Source organism: Streptomyces sp. MMG1121 (assembly GCF_001280015.1).
In the GTDB taxonomy this organism is placed as follows: Bacteria; Actinomycetota; Actinomycetes; order Streptomycetales; family Streptomycetaceae; genus Streptomyces.
Window position 1 is genome coordinate 44267 of sequence record NZ_LGDV01000251.1, and the last position, 16674, is coordinate 60940.

18 protein-coding genes and 2 pseudogenes are annotated in these 16674 nt (G+C 71.9%); 11 read left to right on the plus strand and 9 right to left on the minus strand.

All coding sequences use genetic code 11. The annotated features are described in order from the left end of the window. The first annotated feature begins 48 nt into the window (after positions 1-48). Positions 49-693 carry a cysteine hydrolase gene (locus ADK64_RS38675; protein ID WP_053666790.1) on the plus strand — a complete coding sequence of 215 codons (645 nt, stop codon included), beginning with the start codon at positions 49-51 and terminating at the stop codon, positions 691-693. A 5-nt stretch (positions 694-698) separates the two neighbouring features. Here ADK64_RS38675 and ADK64_RS38680 read toward each other — a convergent pair whose 3' ends face one another. After that, complete coding sequence (locus ADK64_RS38680; RefSeq protein WP_053666791.1) at positions 699-1205, minus strand: Rieske (2Fe-2S) protein; 507 nt, start codon at positions 1203-1205, stop codon at positions 699-701. A 161-nt stretch (positions 1206-1366) separates the two neighbouring features. On the opposite strand from ADK64_RS38680, the gene ADK64_RS38685 reads away from it, so the two are divergent. From ADK64_RS38685 to ADK64_RS38715, 7 genes are all read left to right on the plus strand, one after another. Continuing rightward, positions 1367-2143, plus strand: a complete 777-nt coding sequence (locus ADK64_RS38685; protein ID WP_053666792.1) for a HipA family kinase — start codon at positions 1367-1369, stop codon at positions 2141-2143. Continuing rightward, entirely contained in the window at positions 2140-2589 is a 450-nt protein-coding gene (locus tag ADK64_RS38690; RefSeq protein ID WP_053666793.1) for a DUF3037 domain-containing protein, read from the plus strand. Before ADK64_RS38685 ends, ADK64_RS38690 begins: the two co-directional genes overlap by 4 nt. Positions 2590-2711: 122 nt before the next feature. Then, on the plus strand, positions 2712-3473 hold the full coding sequence (fabG, locus tag ADK64_RS38695; RefSeq protein WP_053666794.1) for a 3-oxoacyl-ACP reductase FabG: 762 nt from the start codon (positions 2712-2714) through the stop codon (positions 3471-3473). Positions 3474-3494: 21 nt separating this feature from the next. After that, positions 3495-4256 carry an SDR family oxidoreductase gene (locus ADK64_RS38700; RefSeq protein ID WP_053666795.1) on the plus strand — a complete coding sequence of 254 codons (762 nt, stop codon included), beginning with the start codon at positions 3495-3497 and terminating at the stop codon, positions 4254-4256. 189 nt (positions 4257-4445) lie between these two features. After that, positions 4446-6023, plus strand: coding sequence for an ABC transporter substrate-binding protein (locus ADK64_RS38705; RefSeq protein WP_053666796.1), 1578 nt, complete (start codon positions 4446-4448; stop codon positions 6021-6023). Positions 6024-6115: 92 nt separating this feature from the next. Beyond that, positions 6116-6817 (plus strand): uracil-DNA glycosylase, encoded by a 702-nt coding sequence (gene ung / locus ADK64_RS38710; RefSeq protein WP_053666797.1) that lies wholly within the window; start codon positions 6116-6118, stop codon positions 6815-6817. Positions 6818-6977: 160 nt separating this feature from the next. Beyond that, complete coding sequence (locus tag ADK64_RS38715) at positions 6978-7463, plus strand: tetratricopeptide repeat protein (protein ID WP_053666798.1); 486 nt, start codon at positions 6978-6980, stop codon at positions 7461-7463. A 14-nt stretch (positions 7464-7477) separates the two neighbouring features. On the opposite strand, the gene ADK64_RS38720 is transcribed toward ADK64_RS38715, so the two are convergent. The 3 genes and pseudogenes from ADK64_RS38720 to ADK64_RS44420 form a co-directional block, all read right to left on the minus strand. Then, the gene (locus ADK64_RS38720) at positions 7478-7942 is read right to left on the minus strand and encodes a hypothetical protein (RefSeq protein WP_053666799.1); all 465 of its coding nucleotides are present in this window, start codon (positions 7940-7942) and stop codon (positions 7478-7480) included. Positions 7943-8056: 114 nt separating this feature from the next. Beyond that, on the minus strand, positions 8057-8569 hold the full coding sequence (locus tag ADK64_RS38725) for a DinB family protein (RefSeq protein ID WP_053666800.1): 513 nt from the start codon (positions 8567-8569) through the stop codon (positions 8057-8059). A gap of 63 nt (positions 8570-8632) precedes the next feature. Beyond that, a pseudogene (locus tag ADK64_RS44420) lies at positions 8633-8916 on the minus strand (TetR/AcrR family transcriptional regulator); the annotation flags it as partial. Here ADK64_RS44420 and ADK64_RS48195 point away from each other — a divergent pair. Together ADK64_RS48195 and ADK64_RS38735 are read left to right on the plus strand one after the other, a co-directional pair. Beyond that, positions 8916-9197, plus strand: a pseudogene (locus ADK64_RS48195) (monooxygenase); the annotation flags it as partial. The pseudogenes ADK64_RS44420 and ADK64_RS48195 sit on opposite strands and share 1 nt — an antisense overlap. Before the next feature lie 16 nt (positions 9198-9213). Then, on the plus strand, positions 9214-10125 hold the full coding sequence (locus ADK64_RS38735; RefSeq protein ID WP_053666802.1) for a Gfo/Idh/MocA family protein: 912 nt from the start codon (positions 9214-9216) through the stop codon (positions 10123-10125). On the opposite strand, the gene lnt is transcribed toward ADK64_RS38735, so the two are convergent. After that, entirely contained in the window at positions 10043-11608 is a 1566-nt protein-coding gene (gene lnt / locus ADK64_RS38740; protein WP_053666803.1) for an apolipoprotein N-acyltransferase, read from the minus strand. The genes ADK64_RS38735 and lnt overlap by 83 nt on opposite strands. A 91-nt stretch (positions 11609-11699) precedes the next feature. Beyond that, positions 11700-12176, minus strand: coding sequence for a nuclear transport factor 2 family protein (locus tag ADK64_RS38745; RefSeq protein ID WP_199829834.1), 477 nt, complete (start codon positions 12174-12176; stop codon positions 11700-11702). A 92-nt stretch (positions 12177-12268) separates the two neighbouring features. Between ADK64_RS38745 and ADK64_RS38750 the strand changes: the two genes are divergently transcribed. Beyond that, complete coding sequence (locus ADK64_RS38750; protein ID WP_053666804.1) at positions 12269-12937, plus strand: DUF4291 domain-containing protein; 669 nt, start codon at positions 12269-12271, stop codon at positions 12935-12937. Here ADK64_RS38750 and ADK64_RS44430 read toward each other — a convergent pair. From ADK64_RS44430 to ADK64_RS38760, 3 genes are all read right to left on the minus strand, one after another. Continuing rightward, positions 12921-13100, minus strand: coding sequence for a hypothetical protein (locus ADK64_RS44430; RefSeq protein WP_078993116.1), 180 nt, complete (start codon positions 13098-13100; stop codon positions 12921-12923). The two genes, ADK64_RS38750 and ADK64_RS44430, sit on opposite strands and share 17 nt — an antisense overlap. Before the next feature lie 137 nt (positions 13101-13237). Further along, entirely contained in the window at positions 13238-14113 is an 876-nt protein-coding gene (locus ADK64_RS38755; RefSeq protein WP_053666805.1) for an undecaprenyl-diphosphate phosphatase, read from the minus strand. A gap of 205 nt (positions 14114-14318) precedes the next feature. Then, positions 14319-16547, minus strand: a complete 2229-nt coding sequence (locus ADK64_RS38760) for a trypsin-like serine protease (protein WP_078993117.1) — start codon at positions 16545-16547, stop codon at positions 14319-14321. Positions 16548-16674: the final 127 nt, after the last annotated feature.

A 16674-nucleotide genomic window follows, 5' to 3' on the forward strand; every position in this document is an offset into this window, starting at 1 on the left:
ATCGTGTCCCGGTGATCCTCTGACATCCCGTCAGAAAAGGAAATGGGTATGCCGTCGCACGCACAGCTCAGCGAACTCATCGACCCCGTGAGCACCGCCCTGCTCACCGTGGAGTGCCAGCAGGGGGTGGTCGGCCCGGACAGCGCGCTGCCCGAACTCGCCCGTGAGGCCCGCTCCTGCGGTGCCCTGCACAATGTCGCCCGTCTGGTCGCCGCCGCCCATGAGAGCGGGGTCCAGGTGGTCCACGCGATCGCCGAGCGACGCCCGGACGGCCGGGCCGCGAGCCGCAACGCCCGTCTGTTCCGGGCCGCGGAGCGGCTGCCCGTGCGCCAGCTGACCGGCAGCACCGCCGTCCGGGTCGCGCCGCCGATCGAGGTCGCCGAGGAGGACCTCGTCGTACGGCGCCTGCACGGGCTGTCCCCGCTGCACGGCACCGACGTCGACGCCCTGCTGCGCAACCTCGGCTGCCGCACGCTGATCGTCACCGGGGTCTCCGCCAACGTGGCGATACCCAACGCGGTGTTCGACGCGGTCAACCTCGGCTACACCGCCGTCGTCCCGGCCGACGCGATCGCGGGAGTGCCCGCCGACTACACCCCCGCGATGATCAAGCACACCCTCGCGCTGGTCGCCACGGTCGCGACCACCGACGAGGTGCTCGGCTGCCTCGCGCGGCCGCGCGGGCGCGCCTGACCGGCTCAGGCCAGCGTGATGTTCTCGCCGGAGACGGCGATCTTCTCGGCGGCCAGCGGCTGGGTCGCCGGACCCTGCTTGACGCTGCCGTCCGTGGCGGAGAAGTGGCTGTTGTGACACGGGCAGACGATCACGCCGTTCGCCACGCTGCCCACCGTGCATCCCTGGTGGGTGCACTTGGCCGAGAACGCCTTGTACGTGCCCGCCGTCGGCTGGGTCACGACCACGCCCTGGTCCTTGAAGATCTTGCCGCCGCCCTCGGGGATGTCGGAGGTCTTGGCGAGCGCGGTGCCGCCGCCGTTCTCGGAGGCCCCGGAGGAAGCCGTCGAGCCACCGGAGCCGGTCGTACCGGCCGAACCGGAGGCACCGGATCCCGTGTCGACCGTGCCGGAGGAGTTCTTGTCGCCCGAACCGCAGGCGGTCAGCGCGGCGGCGAGACCCGCCGCTCCGGCCGCCGCCACGACGGTACGGCGGGCCGGTCCCGCTGCGGGCCGGTGCGATGCGCTGCTCATGTGGGTTCCCTTCCGCGGAGCTTCTCGTGATCCGTCCAGGGGTACGGCGCCCGGGCGCCACCCGTTCAGACGGGCACTCAGATCCTTGCCGCCGGGGGATGAGACGGCCGTAAGCCACAGCTGTGGGCAAGCTGTCGGCCGTGCCCCAGTAACCTGGGGCGATGCTCAAGGAAGTCACCGCGACCCGCTACATCACGCCCCTGCGTGAGGGGGGCTCGCTGCCGGGGCTCGTCGAGGCCGACGACGTCGGGACGTACGTCATCAAGTTCACCGGCGCCGGACAGGGCCGCAAGACCCTGGTCGCCGAGGTGGTGTGCGGCGAGCTCGCCCGGCGCCTCGGCTTCCGGATGCCCCGGCTGGTGACCCTCCACCTGGACCCGGTCCTCGGACTCGGCGAGCCCGAGCAGCAGGTGCAGGAGCTGCTGCGGTCCAGCGGCGGCACCAACCTCGGCATGGACTTCCTCTCCGGCGCCCTCGGCTACGACCCGCTGGCCTTCCCGGTGAGCCCCGAGGAGGCCGGCCGGATCGTCTGGTTCGACGCGCTGGTCAACAACGTGGACCGGTCCTGGCGCAATCCGAACCTCCTCGTGCACCGCGGCGAGCTGTGGCTCATCGACCACGGCGCGACGATGATCTGGCACCACAACTGGCCCTCCGCCGAGGTCTCCGCGGCCCGCCCCTACGACGCGGGCGAGCACGCCCTGGTCCGCTTCGCCCCGGACGTCGCCGCCGCCGCGGCCGACCTCGCGCCCCGGGTCACCGAGGACCTCCTCGCCGAGGTCACCGCCGAGATCCCCGACGCCTGGCTCGCCGACGAGCCCGGCTTCGACACCCCGGACGACCTGCGCCGGGCCTACGCGCGGCCGCTGCTCGCGCGGGCCGCCGTCATCGCCGGGCGCATCACCGGCATCGCCACCGGTACCGAGGAGGGCAAGTGAGCGAGCGGCACATCCACATGGCCGGGCACGTCACCGAGCGGCACATCATCCGGGCGGGCCAGGGCGGCGGCCGGGACGTGTTCGAGTACGCGCTCGTCAGGGTCGTGCCACGCGTGGAGCGCGGCGAGTGCATCAACGCGGGCGTGATCGTCTACAGCCGCGCGAAGGCCTACGTCGGCGCCCGTACCCATCTGGACGAGGCCCGGCTGCTCGCCCTGGACCCGGCGGCCGACGTGGCCGGGATCCGGGCCGCGCTCGACGCGGTCGAGCGGCACTGCGCGGGCGGCGAGCAGGCCGGGCAGGCGGCCGGGGACGACGCCGGGCGCCGATTCCGCTGGCTGATCGCGCCCCGCTCCACCGTCGTCCAGCCCGGCCCCGTGCACACCGGCCTGACCGCCGACCCGGCGGCCGAGACGGAGCGCTTGCTCGACCTCCTGGTGAGGTAATGGATCACACGCGCGCGGTGTGGCGTTGACACCGGGTGCCAGGGCTTCTAGCGTCACGGGTACCGAAGGTACTAAGCGGTCGCTCACCGCACCACAGGTTCTCTCAAGGGCGAGGAGAAACAATGTCCACCACTGAACAGCGGGTCGCGGTAGTCACCGGCGCGGCACGCGGCATCGGCGCCGCCACCGCCGTACGGCTGGCCGCCGAGGGTCGCGCGGTCGCCGTGATCGACCTGGACGAGGCCGCCTGCAAGGACACCGTCGAGAAGATCACCGCGGCCGGCGGCAAGGCGATCGCGGTCGGCGCGGACGTCTCCGACGAGGCGCAGGTCGAGGCGGCGATCGCCCGGATCGTCGAGGAGCTGGGCGCCCCGACGATCCTGGTCAACAACGCGGGCGTGCTGCGCGACAACCTGCTGTTCAAGATGAGCGTCTCCGACTGGGACACCGTCATGAACGTGCATCTGCGCGGCTCGTTCCTGATGACCAAGGCCGTCCAGAAGCACATGGTCGACGCGGGCTTCGGCCGTGTCGTCAACCTCTCCTCGTCCTCGGCGCTCGGCAACCGCGGCCAGGTCAACTACTCGGCCGCCAAGGCCGGTCTGCAGGGCTTCACCAAGACCCTCGCCATCGAGCTGGGCAAGTTCGGCATCACCGCCAACGCCGTCGCCCCCGGCTTCATCGCCACCGAGATGACCAAGGCCACCGCCGACCGCGTCGGCATGGGCTTCGACGACTTCAAGGCCGCGGCCGCCACCGCGATCCCGGTGCAGCGCGTCGGCGAGCCCGAGGACATCGCCAACGCCATCGCCTTCTTCACCGGCGAGGCGGCCGGCTTCGTCTCCGGCCAGGTGCTGTACGTCGCCGGCGGACCGCTCGACTAGGAATCCTGGGGAAACACCGACATGACTGAACTCCCGGAGCTGTCCGGCAAGGTCGCCCTCGTCACGGGCGCGAGCCGCGGCATCGGCTACGGCGTCGCCGAGGCACTGGTCGCCCGCGGCGACCGCGTGTGCATCACCGGTCGCAACGAGGACGCGCTGAAGGAGGCCGTCGAGGCGCTCGGCGCCGAACGCGTCATCGGCGTCGCCGGCAAGGCCCACGACCTCGACCACCAGACCCAGGCCGTCGAGCGGACCATGGAGGCCTTCGGCCGCCTCGACCACCTGGTCAACAACGCGGGCACCAACCCCGTGTTCGGGCCCATGGCGGACCTCGACCTGAACGTCGCCCGCAAGGTCTTCGAGACCAACGTGATCTCCGCGCTCGGCTTCGCCCAGAAGACCTGGCACGCCTGGCAGAAGGACAACGGCGGCGCCATCGTCAACATCGCCTCGGTCGCGGGCCTCGCGCCCTCGCCGTTCATCGGTGCCTACGGGGTCAGCAAGGCCGCGATGATCAACCTGACCCAGCAGCTCGCGCACGAGTTCGCCCCGCGGGTAAGGGTCAACGCCATCGCCCCGGCCGTGATCAAGACCAAGTTCGCGCAGGCCCTGTACGAGGGCCGGGAGGAGGAGGCGGCCGCCGCCTATCCGCTCGCCCGGCTCGGCGTGCCCTCGGACATCGGCGGCGCCGCGGCCTTCCTCACCTCCGAGCAGTCCGACTGGATCACCGGCCAGACGCTCGTCGTGGACGGCGGCATCTTCCTCAACGCCGGCGTGGGCTGATCATGCGTTTCCGGGCGCCGATTTTCGGACGGATCGGCGCCCGGAAGACCCCACGCGATCCGCACAGCGAACTGACAACGTCGTCATAGCGGAGTCGATCAAGCAGCCCTGTTCCAGGGGAGGTTCGCAGAACCGAACGCTGCGGTAAGGTCTGCCGACCCTTGGTACGGCGGATCGAGGAGCGTGCGCGTGTTCAACCGGAACCGATTCCTGCGGAGAGTCGCGGCGATCGCGTCCATGTCCCTGGTGGCCGGGTGCGGCCTGCTGTCCGACGGCAGCGGCGGCGGCAAGGGCCCGATCGTCGTCGGGACCACCAGCGCGCCCAGCACCCTGGACCCGGCCGGCGCCTGGGACGGCTCCTGGGAGCTGTACCGGAACATCTTCCAGACACTCGTCGCCTACCCCAACGGCGCCACCACCCCGCAGCCCGACGCCGCCAAGAGCTGCGCCTTCACCGACTCCTCCAGCCGCACCTACCGCTGCGAGCTGCGCCCGGGCCTGAAGTTCGCCGACGGCGACCCGCTGACCGCGAGCGCCGTCAAGTACTCCATCGACCGCATCCGCACGATCAACGCCCCCGGCGGCCCCGCCGGACTGCTCGGCAGCCTGGACCGGGTGCAGGCGCTCGGCGGGAGCGAGGTCGTCTTCCACCTCAACCGGCCCGACGCCACCTTCCCGTTCGTGCTGGCCACCCCCGCCATGTCGATCGTCGACCCGGACGACTACCCGGCGCGCTCCCTGCGCAAGGACGCCGAGGTCCACGGCTCCGGGCCGTACAAGCTCCAGTCGTACGACGAGGGCAAGCAGGCCGTCCTCGTCGGCAACGGGAACTACCAGGGTTTCGCCGAGCGGCAGAACGACGCGGTGACCATCCGCTACTTCCAGGACTCGGCCGCGATGGTCGAGGCGCTGCGGGCCAAGCGGATCGACGTCACCTACCGCGGCCTCGCCGCCGACGACATCCTCGCCCTCCAGCAGCGCGGCGACGCCAACCTGCAACTCGTCGACGGCACCGGCACCGACATCAGCTACCTGGTGTTCAACCCTCAGGACCCCTGGGCGAAGGAGCCCGCCGTCCGCAGGGCCGTCGCCCAGATCGTCGACCGGGGCGCCATCGCGCACAAGGTCTACAAGGACACCGTCGACCCGCTGTACTCGATGGTCCCCAAGGGCCTGACCGGCCACACCACCGACTTCTTCGACGACTTCGGCGACCCGAGCGTGCCCAAGGCCCGCAAGATCCTCTCCGACGCGGGCATCCACCAGCGCGTCCCGCTCACCCTCTGGTACACCACCGACCGCTACGGCTCCGAGACGGCCCTGATGTTCCAGGAGCTGAAGCGGCAGCTGGAGGCGTCCGGGCTGTTCACCATCACCCTCGAGAGCCGCCCCTGGAAGACCTTCGTGGTCGGCTACCAGAAGGGCGAGTACCCGGTGTTCGGCCGCGGCTGGTTCCCGGACTTCCCCGACGCGGACAACTTCATCGCCCCGTTCGTCGGCGAGCACAACGCGCTCGGCACGCCGTACCCCGCGAAGGAGATCACCGACAAGCTGTTGCCGCACTCGCGTGCGGAGAGCGACCGCGCCCAGACGGTCAAGGACCTGGAGCAGGCCCAGCAGATCATGGTGAACGACGCCCGCCTGATCCCGCTGTGGCAGGGCCGGCAGTACATCGCGGCCAGCGAGGACGTCTCCGGCGGCGAGCAGGCCCTCGACCCGTCGACGATCATGATGATGTGGACACTGCACCGCAAGACCAGCTGGTGAAGCGGCCTTGCGGTGCCCGTTGTCAGTGGTCGCCTGTAGGTTCTGGAACCTGGAAGTGACCGCGTAGTCGACAGCCACCGTGAGGACTTGACGTGACCGACATCGCCATGCTGCCCGAATCCTGGCGCGGGGTTCTGGGCGACGAGCTGCAGCAGCCCTACTTCAAGGAGCTGACCGAGTTCGTCGAGGAGGAGCGGGCGAAAGGTCCCGTCTATCCGCCGCGCGACGAGGTCTTCGCCGCGCTGGACGCCACGCCGTACGACAAGGTCAAGGTCCTCGTCCTGGGCCAGGACCCCTACCACGGCGAGGGCCAGGGCCACGGCCTGTGCTTCTCGGTCCGCCCCGGCGTGAAGACCCCGCCCTCGCTGCGGAACATCTACAAGGAGATGAAGGAGGAGCTGGGCCTGCCGATTCCGGACAACGGCTATCTGATGCCGTGGGCCGAGCAGGGCGTCCTGCTGCTCAACGCGGTCCTCACCGTCCGGGCCGGCGAGGCCAACTCGCACAAGGGCAAGGGCTGGGAGAAGTTCACGGACGCCGTGATCCGCGCGGTCGCCGACCGGTGCGACCCGGCGGTCTTCGTGCTGTGGGGCAACTACGCGCAGAAGAAGCTGCCGCTGATCGACGAGAAGCGGCACGTGGTGGTCAAGGGCGCGCACCCCTCGCCGCTGTCCGCGAGGCGTTTCTTCGGCTCCCGCCCGTTCACGCAGATCAACGAGGCGATCTCGGCCCAGGGCCACGAGCCGGTCGACTGGCGCATCCCGAACCTGGGCAAGCTCGAGCCGGTGGCGTGATCCCAGGTGATCCCCGGCCGGCGCCGCGCCCCGGCCGGCGCCGAGCCGGCTGGCGTGGCGCCGTGCCGTGTCGGGGCCGCCTGCCCCGGTTTGGCCCCACCGCCGGTTAGCGTCGGGTCAGGCGGCTGACCAGACATCCGACGACGGGCCGGAGGACGCGGTGGCGGAGCGACAGGAGCACACGGCGCCGGACGCCGTGCTGACGCGGATCGGGCAGGTCGTGATGCTGTACCACGGCGGCGACCGCGAGGAGGCCCGCAGCCGCCTTCTCGACCTGTGGGCGGAGATCGGCGAGGCCGGGGACCCGCTGCACCGCTGCACCCTGGCCCACTACCTCGCGGACACCCAGGACGACCCTGCGGACGAACTCGCCTGGGACCTCAGGGCGTTGTCGGCGGCGGAGGAGGTGACCGACGGCCCCGGCGGCGACCCGCCCGGCGTCCGCGGCTTCTTCCCGTCCCTGCACCTCAACCTGGCCGCCGACTATGTGAAGCTCGGCCGCGCCGAGGCCGCCCGCAGCCATGTGCGCCGCGCTCGCCGGGCGGCCGGAGCACTGTCCGACGACCGGTACGGGGACGGGGTACGGGCCGCGATCAGCCGACTGGAGCTGAGGTTGGGGGAGGACGGCCGGCGCTTCGGGGAGTGAGCCGCACCCCGGTCTCACTGGTCGTACGTCTGCTCGCAGATCCGTGCCTCCGGGCTGTCCCCGCTCCAGCCGCCGTACTTCCTGCCGAGGGCGCAGACGTCCGGGGTCCTCGGGGCCGAGTCCCGCAGGTCCGGGGCGGCGCCGTGCGAGCGCCGGGGGTGCGTGCGGGGGTGCGGGGGAGCGGGTGCGGGTGCCGGTGGCCGGGGCGCGGCGACCGGTGGTGCCTCGGTCGTGTGCCGCGGGGCGGCCGGTTTCCTGTGCTGGGGACGCCGGGACGGGCCCGCCATCTCCAGGGCCTCGCGGGCCGGTGCCTGGACCACCCGAGGCTCCGTGCTGCCGTCCGGCCGGGGCGCCGTCGGCAGGGCGGGGGCCGTGTCCGGCGGCGCGGGTGTCGCCGGGCGCTGTACCGTCACACAGCCGGAGAGGGCCGAGAAGGCCACGGTGACCAGGAGCGCTGCGGTGGTGGTCGTTCGATGCACCCGGGCAACTCTGCTGGTTCGATGCCCGAGTCGGCACCGGTGGCCGAGGCGGATGCCCCCGCACGGGTGATCTCGTACCCCGTACGGAGGGTTCCGGTGGAGCGGAGGTGACGTTCAGTCGCCGGTGGCGCCGTCGAGGCGCTCGCGGATCAGGTCGGCGTGGCCGTTGTGACGGGCGTACTCCTCGATCATGTGGGTGTAGATCCAGCGCAGGTTGAACGGCGTCTGCGTGAACCTGCTCTTGCCCCGGGACAGATCGTCGAGCCCGAAGCCGGCCGCGTTCCGCCGGGCGATCTCGATCTCCGCCTGCCAGGTCGCGTACGCCTCCCGCCAGGTGTCGGTCCCGGTGGGGTGGAAGTCGCCGTCCTGGTCCTCGTCGGAGTAGTAGATCGGCCCCGGGTCGTCGCCCGTCAGCACTTTGCGGAACCAACCGCGCTCGCACTCGGCCAGATGCCGCACCAGCCCCATGAGGGACAGCTCGGAGGGCGGCACGGACGCGGTGCGCAGCTGCTCGTCGGTCAGCCCCTCGCACTTGTCGGCCAGCGTCCGGCGGTGGTAGTCCAACCAGCCCTCCAACATGGCGCGTTCACCGGCGGTCTGGTCGGGCTCTCGGCGTTCGGTTGTCATGGCCGTATCCTCGCCGAAGTCCCTCTCGCCCCACCAGTGGATTCCAGTGGTCCACAGGGGCTTTCACCGGCCGAGCATCCCCGTGAGCGGCTCCCCAAGCCCCTGCGGACCGTCGGCGGATCCGGTACCTCGGCGCTGAACGAACCGGCCGCGCACGAGAACATCAGCCCGTCCGCCCAGGCGGCCAGGGACAGCACATGCCGGTCCGGGTCGGGGGAGCCCACGGCGGTGGGCATCGCGGCCAGTTGTCCCTTGAAGACGGCGCGGGCGCGGTCGTGGAAGGCGCGCAGTTCGGGGCGGCGGGTGGCCTCCAGGGCGAGTTCGTGGCGGGCGATCAGCAGGTCGCGGGCAGGGCGGCAACCAGGCCGTCGCGGACGCGGTCGTCCTCGCCGACCACTGCGCCGACCTGCCCGCCCACAGCGCCGCCCGGCTCCCGCGCACCACGGCGATCGCCCGCCAGGCCATCAAGGTCGCCCGTGTGAACATGGCGGGCAGCCGCGCCGCCGTCGCCGTACGCGACACCGTCATCGCCGCCCTGTCCAGGGCCGGACCCGCGCTCTTCCTGCGCGGCTTCGACGGCATCGCCGACCGGCGGCCCCCGTATGCTGCTCGGGACACACCTATGGGCGCACAGGGGAGAGCACGTGAAGGTCGGCTGCATCGGACTCGGGGACATCGCGCGGAAGGCGTACCTGCCGGTGCTGGCCACGCAGCCCGGGATCGACCTCCACCTGCAGACCCGGACGCCCGCCACCCTCGACCGGGTCGCGGACACCCTGCACCTGCCGGCCGAGCGACGCCACACCACGCTGGACGCGCTGCTCGCCGCCGGCCTCGACGCGGCCTTCGTGCACGCGCCGACCGCTGCCCACCCCGAGATCGTCACGCGGCTGCTGGAGGCGGGCGTACCTACGTACGTGGACAAGCCGCTCGCCTACGAACTCGCCGACTCCGAACGGCTGGTGAGCCTCGCCGAGGAGCGCGGCGTCTGCCTCTTCGTCGGTTTCAACCGCCGCTACGCCCCCGGGTACGCGCAGTGCCTGGAGCATCCGCGCGAGCTGATCCTCATGCAGAAGAACCGGATCGGGCTGCCCGAGGAACCGCGGTCGATGATCCTGGACGATTTCATCCACGTCGTCGACACCCTGCGGTTCCTGGCGCCCGGTCCGGTCGACGACGTCACCGTGCGTGCCCGCGTCGAGGACGGGCTGCTGCACCACGTCGTGCTCCAGCTCGGCGGGGACGGTTTCACCGCGCTCGGCGTGATGAACCGGCTCAGCGGCTCCACCGAAGAGATCCTTGAGGTCTCCGGGCAGGACACCAAGCGCCAGGTGGTCAACCTCGCCGAGGTGATCGACCACAAGGGCCAGCCGACGGTGCGCCGGCGCGGCGACTGGGTGCCGGTGGCCCGGCAGCGCGGCATCGAGCAGGCGGTCCTCGCCTTCCTCGACGCCGTGCGGGCCGGAAAGGTGCTCAGCGCCCGGGACGCGCTGGCGACTCATGAGCTGTGCGAGCGGGTGGTACGAGCGGTTGGGGACCGCTCCGGCGCAGCCTGACCGCCCTGCTGCCCTCGGTCACGCACAGCGCGGCCAGCACGAGGAGCGCGCCCTGCACCGGCCAGTCGCCGTAGCGGACGAACGGCGTGATGCCGTGGGCGAGCGGTACGTCGTACACGCGGGCCGTGCTCGCATCGCTGCCGAGCCACGGCCCGATCCGCTGCCCGCTCGGCCCGTACACGGCGGAGACGCCGGTGAGGGTCGCGTGCACCATGGGACGGCCGGTCTCGGCGGCCCGCAGCGCGCCCAGCGAGGCGTGCTGCTCCGGCGCCCAACTGTCCTGGAACGTCGAGGTGGAGGACTGGCCGAGCAGGACGTCCGCGCCGTCCTCGGCGAGATGCCGGCTCATGTCCGGGAACGCGGTCTCGAAGCAGATCAGCGGGCCGATCCGCAGCCCGTGCCCGACGTTCATCACGACCTGCTCGGTGCCGCGCCTGCGGTCCTCGCCGGCCGCCTTGCCGACCGAGGTGGCCCAGCCGAGCAGCGAACGGGCCGGTATGTACTCGCCGAACGGGACCAGCCGCATCTTGTCGTACCGCTCGTCCGTCAGGCCGTTCGGGCCGACCAGTATCGAACTCTTGTAGATGCCGGGCTTGTCGGAGCGTCGGGCGTCGACGTTGACCAGCACATCGGCGCCGACCGTGCGGGACAGCGCGGCGATCCGGCGGGCCAGGTCGGGCCGCCGGGCCAGGTCGAAGCCGACGCTGGACTCACCCCACACGACCAGGTCGACGTGCTGCCCGGTCAGCTGCCGGGTCAGCTGCTCCTCACGGTCGAACCGCCTGTCCCCACCGTCCATGATCCCGGGCTGTACGACGGCGATCCGCACCTGTCCGTCGACCTGCGGGCGCGGCGCCCACGCCCACGCGGCCGAGGTCGCGGCGGCCGTGGCGACCAGCGAGGCCACGGCCGGCACGCGCGCCTCGCGCACCGCGATCAGCACGGCCGCCGCCACGTTCACGGCCACGAGCAGGAAGCTGAGCAGCCAGACGCCGCCGACCGAGGCCAGCCGCAGGGCCGGGGAGACCTGCCACTGGCTGGCGCCCAGCATGCCCCACGGCCCGCCGAGGCCCTGCCAGGACCGCACCAGCTCCACCATCAGCCAGGCAGACGGCAGCACCAGCAGCGCCGCGGCAGCCCGGCCCGGCGTGGGCCGCCCGCCGAGGAAACGGCGCACCAGCCAGCCCCAGGGCGCCCACAGCGCGCCCAGCAGAGCGGCGATCACGAAGAGGAACACGGTCAGGCTCGGCAGCAGCCAGTGGTGCACGGCGAGCAGAAAGCCGAAGCCGCCGCTCCAGCCGTCGTACGCCGCCCGCCGCCCCGTCGGCGCCGAGCGGGCCAGCAGGATCCAGGGGACCAGCGCGACGTACGCGAACCACCACAGCGACGGAGCGGGGAAGGCCAGCACGGGCAGGGCGCCGGCGAGCGCGGCGACGCAGGAGCGTCGCCAGGGGGAGGTGAGACAGTGGTCGATCGTCCTCATAGGGACCCTCCCTACCCAGCGCTCACCTTCAGTGTGCGCCGGGGGACCGATCCATGACAGAGGGCGTGGAACCGGCGCGGGGCACAGCCTTTCAGGGGGTCGGCGCGGCCACGGCTGTCAGCCGGCGCCACTTCTCGTGTACGACCACCTCGCGCAGGCGCCAGCCCTCCGCGGTCCTCAGCAGCGCGAAGTCGTACCGGCCGCCGCAGACCAGGTCCGGCTCGGCGGGCCCGCCCTCGGTCGCGAAGCGCATCGGGTTGAGATAGTCGGCCCGGATCCGGGCGGTGTCACCGGTGTCGTGGTCCAGGACACCGAACCGTACCTGGCGGTTGACGATCAGATGCTGGCGCATGGCGAACAGGGCCAGGTTCTCCGCGAGCCATGCGGCGATCCGGCCCGCGTCGCCCTCGATGCCGCCGGCCGAGCGGTAGTCGGCGCGCCCGTCCGTCGTGAACAGCCGCCGGTACGCCGCCCAGTCCCCTTCGTCCACCGCCACGGCGTACGCCGTGACCACCTCGTCCACGGCCAGCCGGTCGATCACGGTCGCGAGCTCCGCACGCTGCGTCATCGGCCAAGTGTTGGGCATGGCGGGCGAGGAGCCAAGGGGGTGTGCGGGGTTATTCGGTGGTGCGGATGCGGCGTACGGCCGAATCTGTGCCCATGAACGATCAGCACGAGGAACGGACCGACGATCGAACCATGGGGTCCGAACCGAAGTTCCGCATCCGCGCCTGCTACACGGACGCCACGGTCACGGTCTACCAGGCCTACCGCCCGGAGATCGGCCGGCCGGCGGCCCGCACCGGACGCTTTCCGTCCGCCTGGAAGCGGGACCGGATGACGTGGATCAAGCCGTCCTTCCTGTGGATGATGTACCGCTGCGGCTGGGGCACCAAGGAAGGGCAGGAGACCGTTGTCGCCGTCGAGATCGACCGCGCCGGCTTCGAGTGGGCCCTGCGGAACGCCTGTCTGTCGCACTACGTGCCGGGACTGCACGCGGACCGGGCTTCCTGGAAGCGGCAGTTGAGGCAGGCGCCAGCCCGTGTCCAGTGGGATCCCGAGCGAGATCTGCACCACCAGCCGTTGCCCCACCGGTCGTTGCAGCTCGGTCTCGCCGGGGAGGCGGCGGCTCGGTACGCCGACGAGTGGACCAGGGGCATCGAGGACGTGACGCCACTGGCCACGGAGGTCCACCGGCTGGTGCGGGCGGGCGAACCGGAGCGCGCCGCCGGGCTGTTGCCTCCGGAGCGGCCGTACCCCGTGGCCGACGGGATGCTCGCGCATCTGCTCGCCCGCCCGGGCGGGCCTGGCCTCAGGCCGCCTCGATGATCTCCTCGCGGATGGCCGCGGCCCACTCGACCACCAACAGCTCGTACTCCGCGCGCTCTTGGGTCGACAGGGTGCCGCCCGCACGCAGCCAGAGCGCCCGGATCTGCTCGTTCACCTCGGCGGCGGACCGCACGGAACCAGAGGTCGGGAATTCGGGGGACATGCGGACAGCCTAGGGGCAAGCACTGACACTGCGCTACCGGGCGGCTACGCAGAACGTATGGGGTTGGTCACCGCCGCCGACGCAATCCGCAGGCCGCGACGGCCTCCATGGCCCGGAGACGCCCGGAACAACCGCGCTCAGCCCGCCGACTCCGCCGCGTGCGGGCTCAGCACGCCCGCCGAGACCAGGGCGATGATGACGATGCCGAGGGCGACGCGGTAGTGGACGAACGGCATGAAGCTCTTGTGGGAGATCCACTTCATGAACCACGCGATGACGGCGTATCCCGAGGCGAACGCGATCGCCGTCGCGAACAGGGTCGGCCCCCAGTCCGCATGGCCCCCGCCCACCGAGTCCTTCACCTCGAACGCGCCCGAGGCGAGCACCGCCGGGATGGCGAGCAGGAAGGAGTAGCGGGCCGCGGCCTCGCGCTTGTAGCCCATGAACAGGCCGCCGCTGATGGTCGCGCCGGAACGGGAGACACCGGGGATCAGGGCGCAGGCCTGGCACAGGCCGAAGATCAGTCCGTCCTTGACGCCCAGGTTCTCCAGGGACTTGCGCTGCTTGGGCGCCCGGTGCCGGCCGCCGGTCTCGTCGCGGGCCGCGAGCCGGTCGGCGACGCCGATGACCAGTCCGACGACGATCAGCATCGTCGCGGTGATGCGGAGGTCGCGGAACGGGCCCTCGATCTGGTCCTTGAGCGTCACGCCCAGCAGCCCGATCGGGATCGAGCCGACGATCACCAGCCAGCCCGTCTGCGCGTCGTGGTCCCGGCGCAGCGCCTTGCTGAACAGCGACCGGAACCAGGCCGAGACGATACGGCCGATGTCCTTGCGGAAGTAGATCAGCACCGCGGTCTCGGTGCCGATCTGCGTGATCGCCGTGAAGGCCGCGCCGGGGTCCTCCCAGCCGGCGAACGCCGCGGTCAGCCGCAGATGCGCGCTGGAGGAGACGGGCAGGAATTCGGTCAGCCCCTGGACGAGTCCGAGGACGAGGGATTCAAACCAAGACATGAAGGTAAGGCGTCCAAGTCCTGTCGGGTAAAGAACTGATCAAATGACGAGGGCAGCGTAGCGGGCCGGGACGACGGCGTGGCACCGGGGTCGAGCCCCGCCCTCGACGGCCATGACGGGACGGCGTGCACAGGCCGCGGGCCCCGGAGGGGAGGTGACCCTCCGGGGCCCGCGGTGAACTGCGGCCCCGCTGTGCGGAGTTGGATCAGCGGGCGGTGTAGCCGAAACGGCCGCCGGTGGCGGGGAGGCCGCCCTTGCCGGGCTGGTAGGTGGTGATGGCGGCGTTGGTGCCGCCGGCGGTCACGTTGGACAGCGGCAGGGCGTGCAGCGTGCCGTGGGCGTTCGGGCCGTAGGGCATGCCGACGTAGAGCTGGGTGCCGGTGTAGTGGATGCTCGAGCCGAGCTGCTGGTCGGCGCCTGCCGGGCCGGGGATGCCGGAGGTGCCGGCCTCGATCCAGCGGTCGCTCGCGCCGGGCGAGCCGAGCAGGGAGAAGGTGGTGACGGCGCCGGACTTGGCGGCGGTGCCGATCGCCTCGCCCGGTGCGCCGACGGCGAGCTTCATCGTGGCCGCGGTGCCGACCGCGCCGGGCGCGGTGTTGACGGCGGCCAGGGTCTGGCCGAAGCGGTCGCCGGCCTCGGAGGTGCCGGCGACGTCGTCGGTGGCGGTGCCCGAGCTGTACACGTTCAGCTGGCTGTAGCTGCCGGCCGCGGTGATGCGGAAGGTGATCACGTTGCCGGTGTCGGTCTTGTTGACGCCGTCGATGTCCAGGTCCTCACCGGGCGAGCCCACCGCGAGGACGGAGTCGGTCGCGGCGGCCGCTTGGGAGGGGCGGTAGGGGACCATGGCGAGGGACTTGCCGAACTGGTCGCCCGGTTCGGCGCCGCCGGAGACCTTGTCCAGGTCCTGGTCGAGGCCGAACAGCGGGGTGGGGCGGTTCTCGGAGGTCAGCTTGTGGGAGAAGACCGCCACGTTGCCGGCGCCGGCGTCGGTGCCGATGGCTTCGCCGGGGGCGCCGATCGCGATGTGGTTGGCGTCGGCCGCGACGGCGCCGCCGAAGTTGTCGTTGGCCTCCACCGCGCCGGGCACGCCCGTGCTGTCCTGGGTGATGCCGACGTTGGCGGTGGTGATGCCGATGCTGGTGCTGTCGCGCACGTAGAACGCGATGCCCGCCTTGGGTACGGAGCCGATGGCCTCGCCCGGGGCGCCGATCACCAGGAACGGCTCGCCGGACGCGGTGGTGCCGGCGGCCAGGGCCTGGCCCATGCGGTCACCGGCCTCGGGGGTGGAGGCGGCGATGGACCCGGTGCCGGCCTTCTGCTCGAAGTGGGTGTCCTTCACCGAGCCGGTGCCGATGCCGCCCGGCGCGCCGTACAGGACGTCGACCATGCCCGCGTCGGTCGCCTTGTCGAGGTCCTCGGAGGGAGTGCCGACGACCAGGTCGGTGCAGCCGTCCTGGTTGTAGTCGACGGTGTCGACGCTCTCGCCGAACCAGTCGCCGGCCTCGGCCCCGCCGGCCACCCAGTCCAGGTCCTGGTCGATCGACGCGGTGCCCTTGCCGCCGCCGTAGACGACACGGACGGCACCCGCGCCGTCGTTCCCGCCGACCGCGGCCTTGGGGTCGGCGATCGCGATGTCCTCGACACCGTCGCAGTCGAAGTCGGTGACGGGAGCCGCCTGAACGGTGGAGTCGATCCAGCCGCCGAGGTCGTCCAGACGGACGTCGCGGGCGTCGGTACGGGTCTCGGCCCCGTCCTGCCCGAGGCAACCGCCCTGCCAGGAGCGGGTGGTGAGCGACGTCAGTTCATAGCTGCCGCCGGTGGCGCGCAGCACCGGGGCGCCGGTGTCACCGGCGCACACGGCGGCGCCGTTCTGGCCGGTCATGTCGACGGTCTCGGACTGCACGGCGCCGACCTTGAAGCTGCCCGTGTGCAGCTTCAGCGGGGCCCACTCGGTCTGCGTGCGGCCGTAGCCCGGCACCGTGAGGGACTCGCCGGTGGCCGGAGCGGTGGTGCCGACCTTGACCGGCGTGATCCCGGCGACGGGCCGGCTCAGCCGGGCCAGTACGACGTCGCGGCCGCCGTGGGGCACCAGCTCGACGACCTGGCGGACCTGCCCCGCGCTGGACGTCAGGTCGGTGCGGCCGATCGTCGCGGTGGTGGCCCTGACCGGCTTGCCCGCGCGGACGGCGGAGCTCTGCTCGGGGTCGTCGGCGAAGCAGCTCGCGGCGGTGACGACCCACTGCGGGTCGATCAGCGCACCGGTGCAGGCCCGCTCGTCCGAGCCGATGGCGAGGCGGGCGGTGTAGGCGAAGGAGCCGTTGGCCGCCGTGTCGCCGGTAACGGCGTGGGCGCCGGTGCCGGTGAGCACGCCGGACACGACGGTGGCCGCGAGCAGGGTGCTCGTCAGTGCCACGCGGGGGCGGAGGTTGGACACGTTGGACTTTCCTGGTGGTTCAAGGGCGTGCAGGCCCGCCGGGGCATGTGCCGTGGTGCGGGCGACGCGTGACGTGTGCGGAGCCGGTGCGGAACATCGGCCGGAAGACGGACGGCGGGGCGTGGTG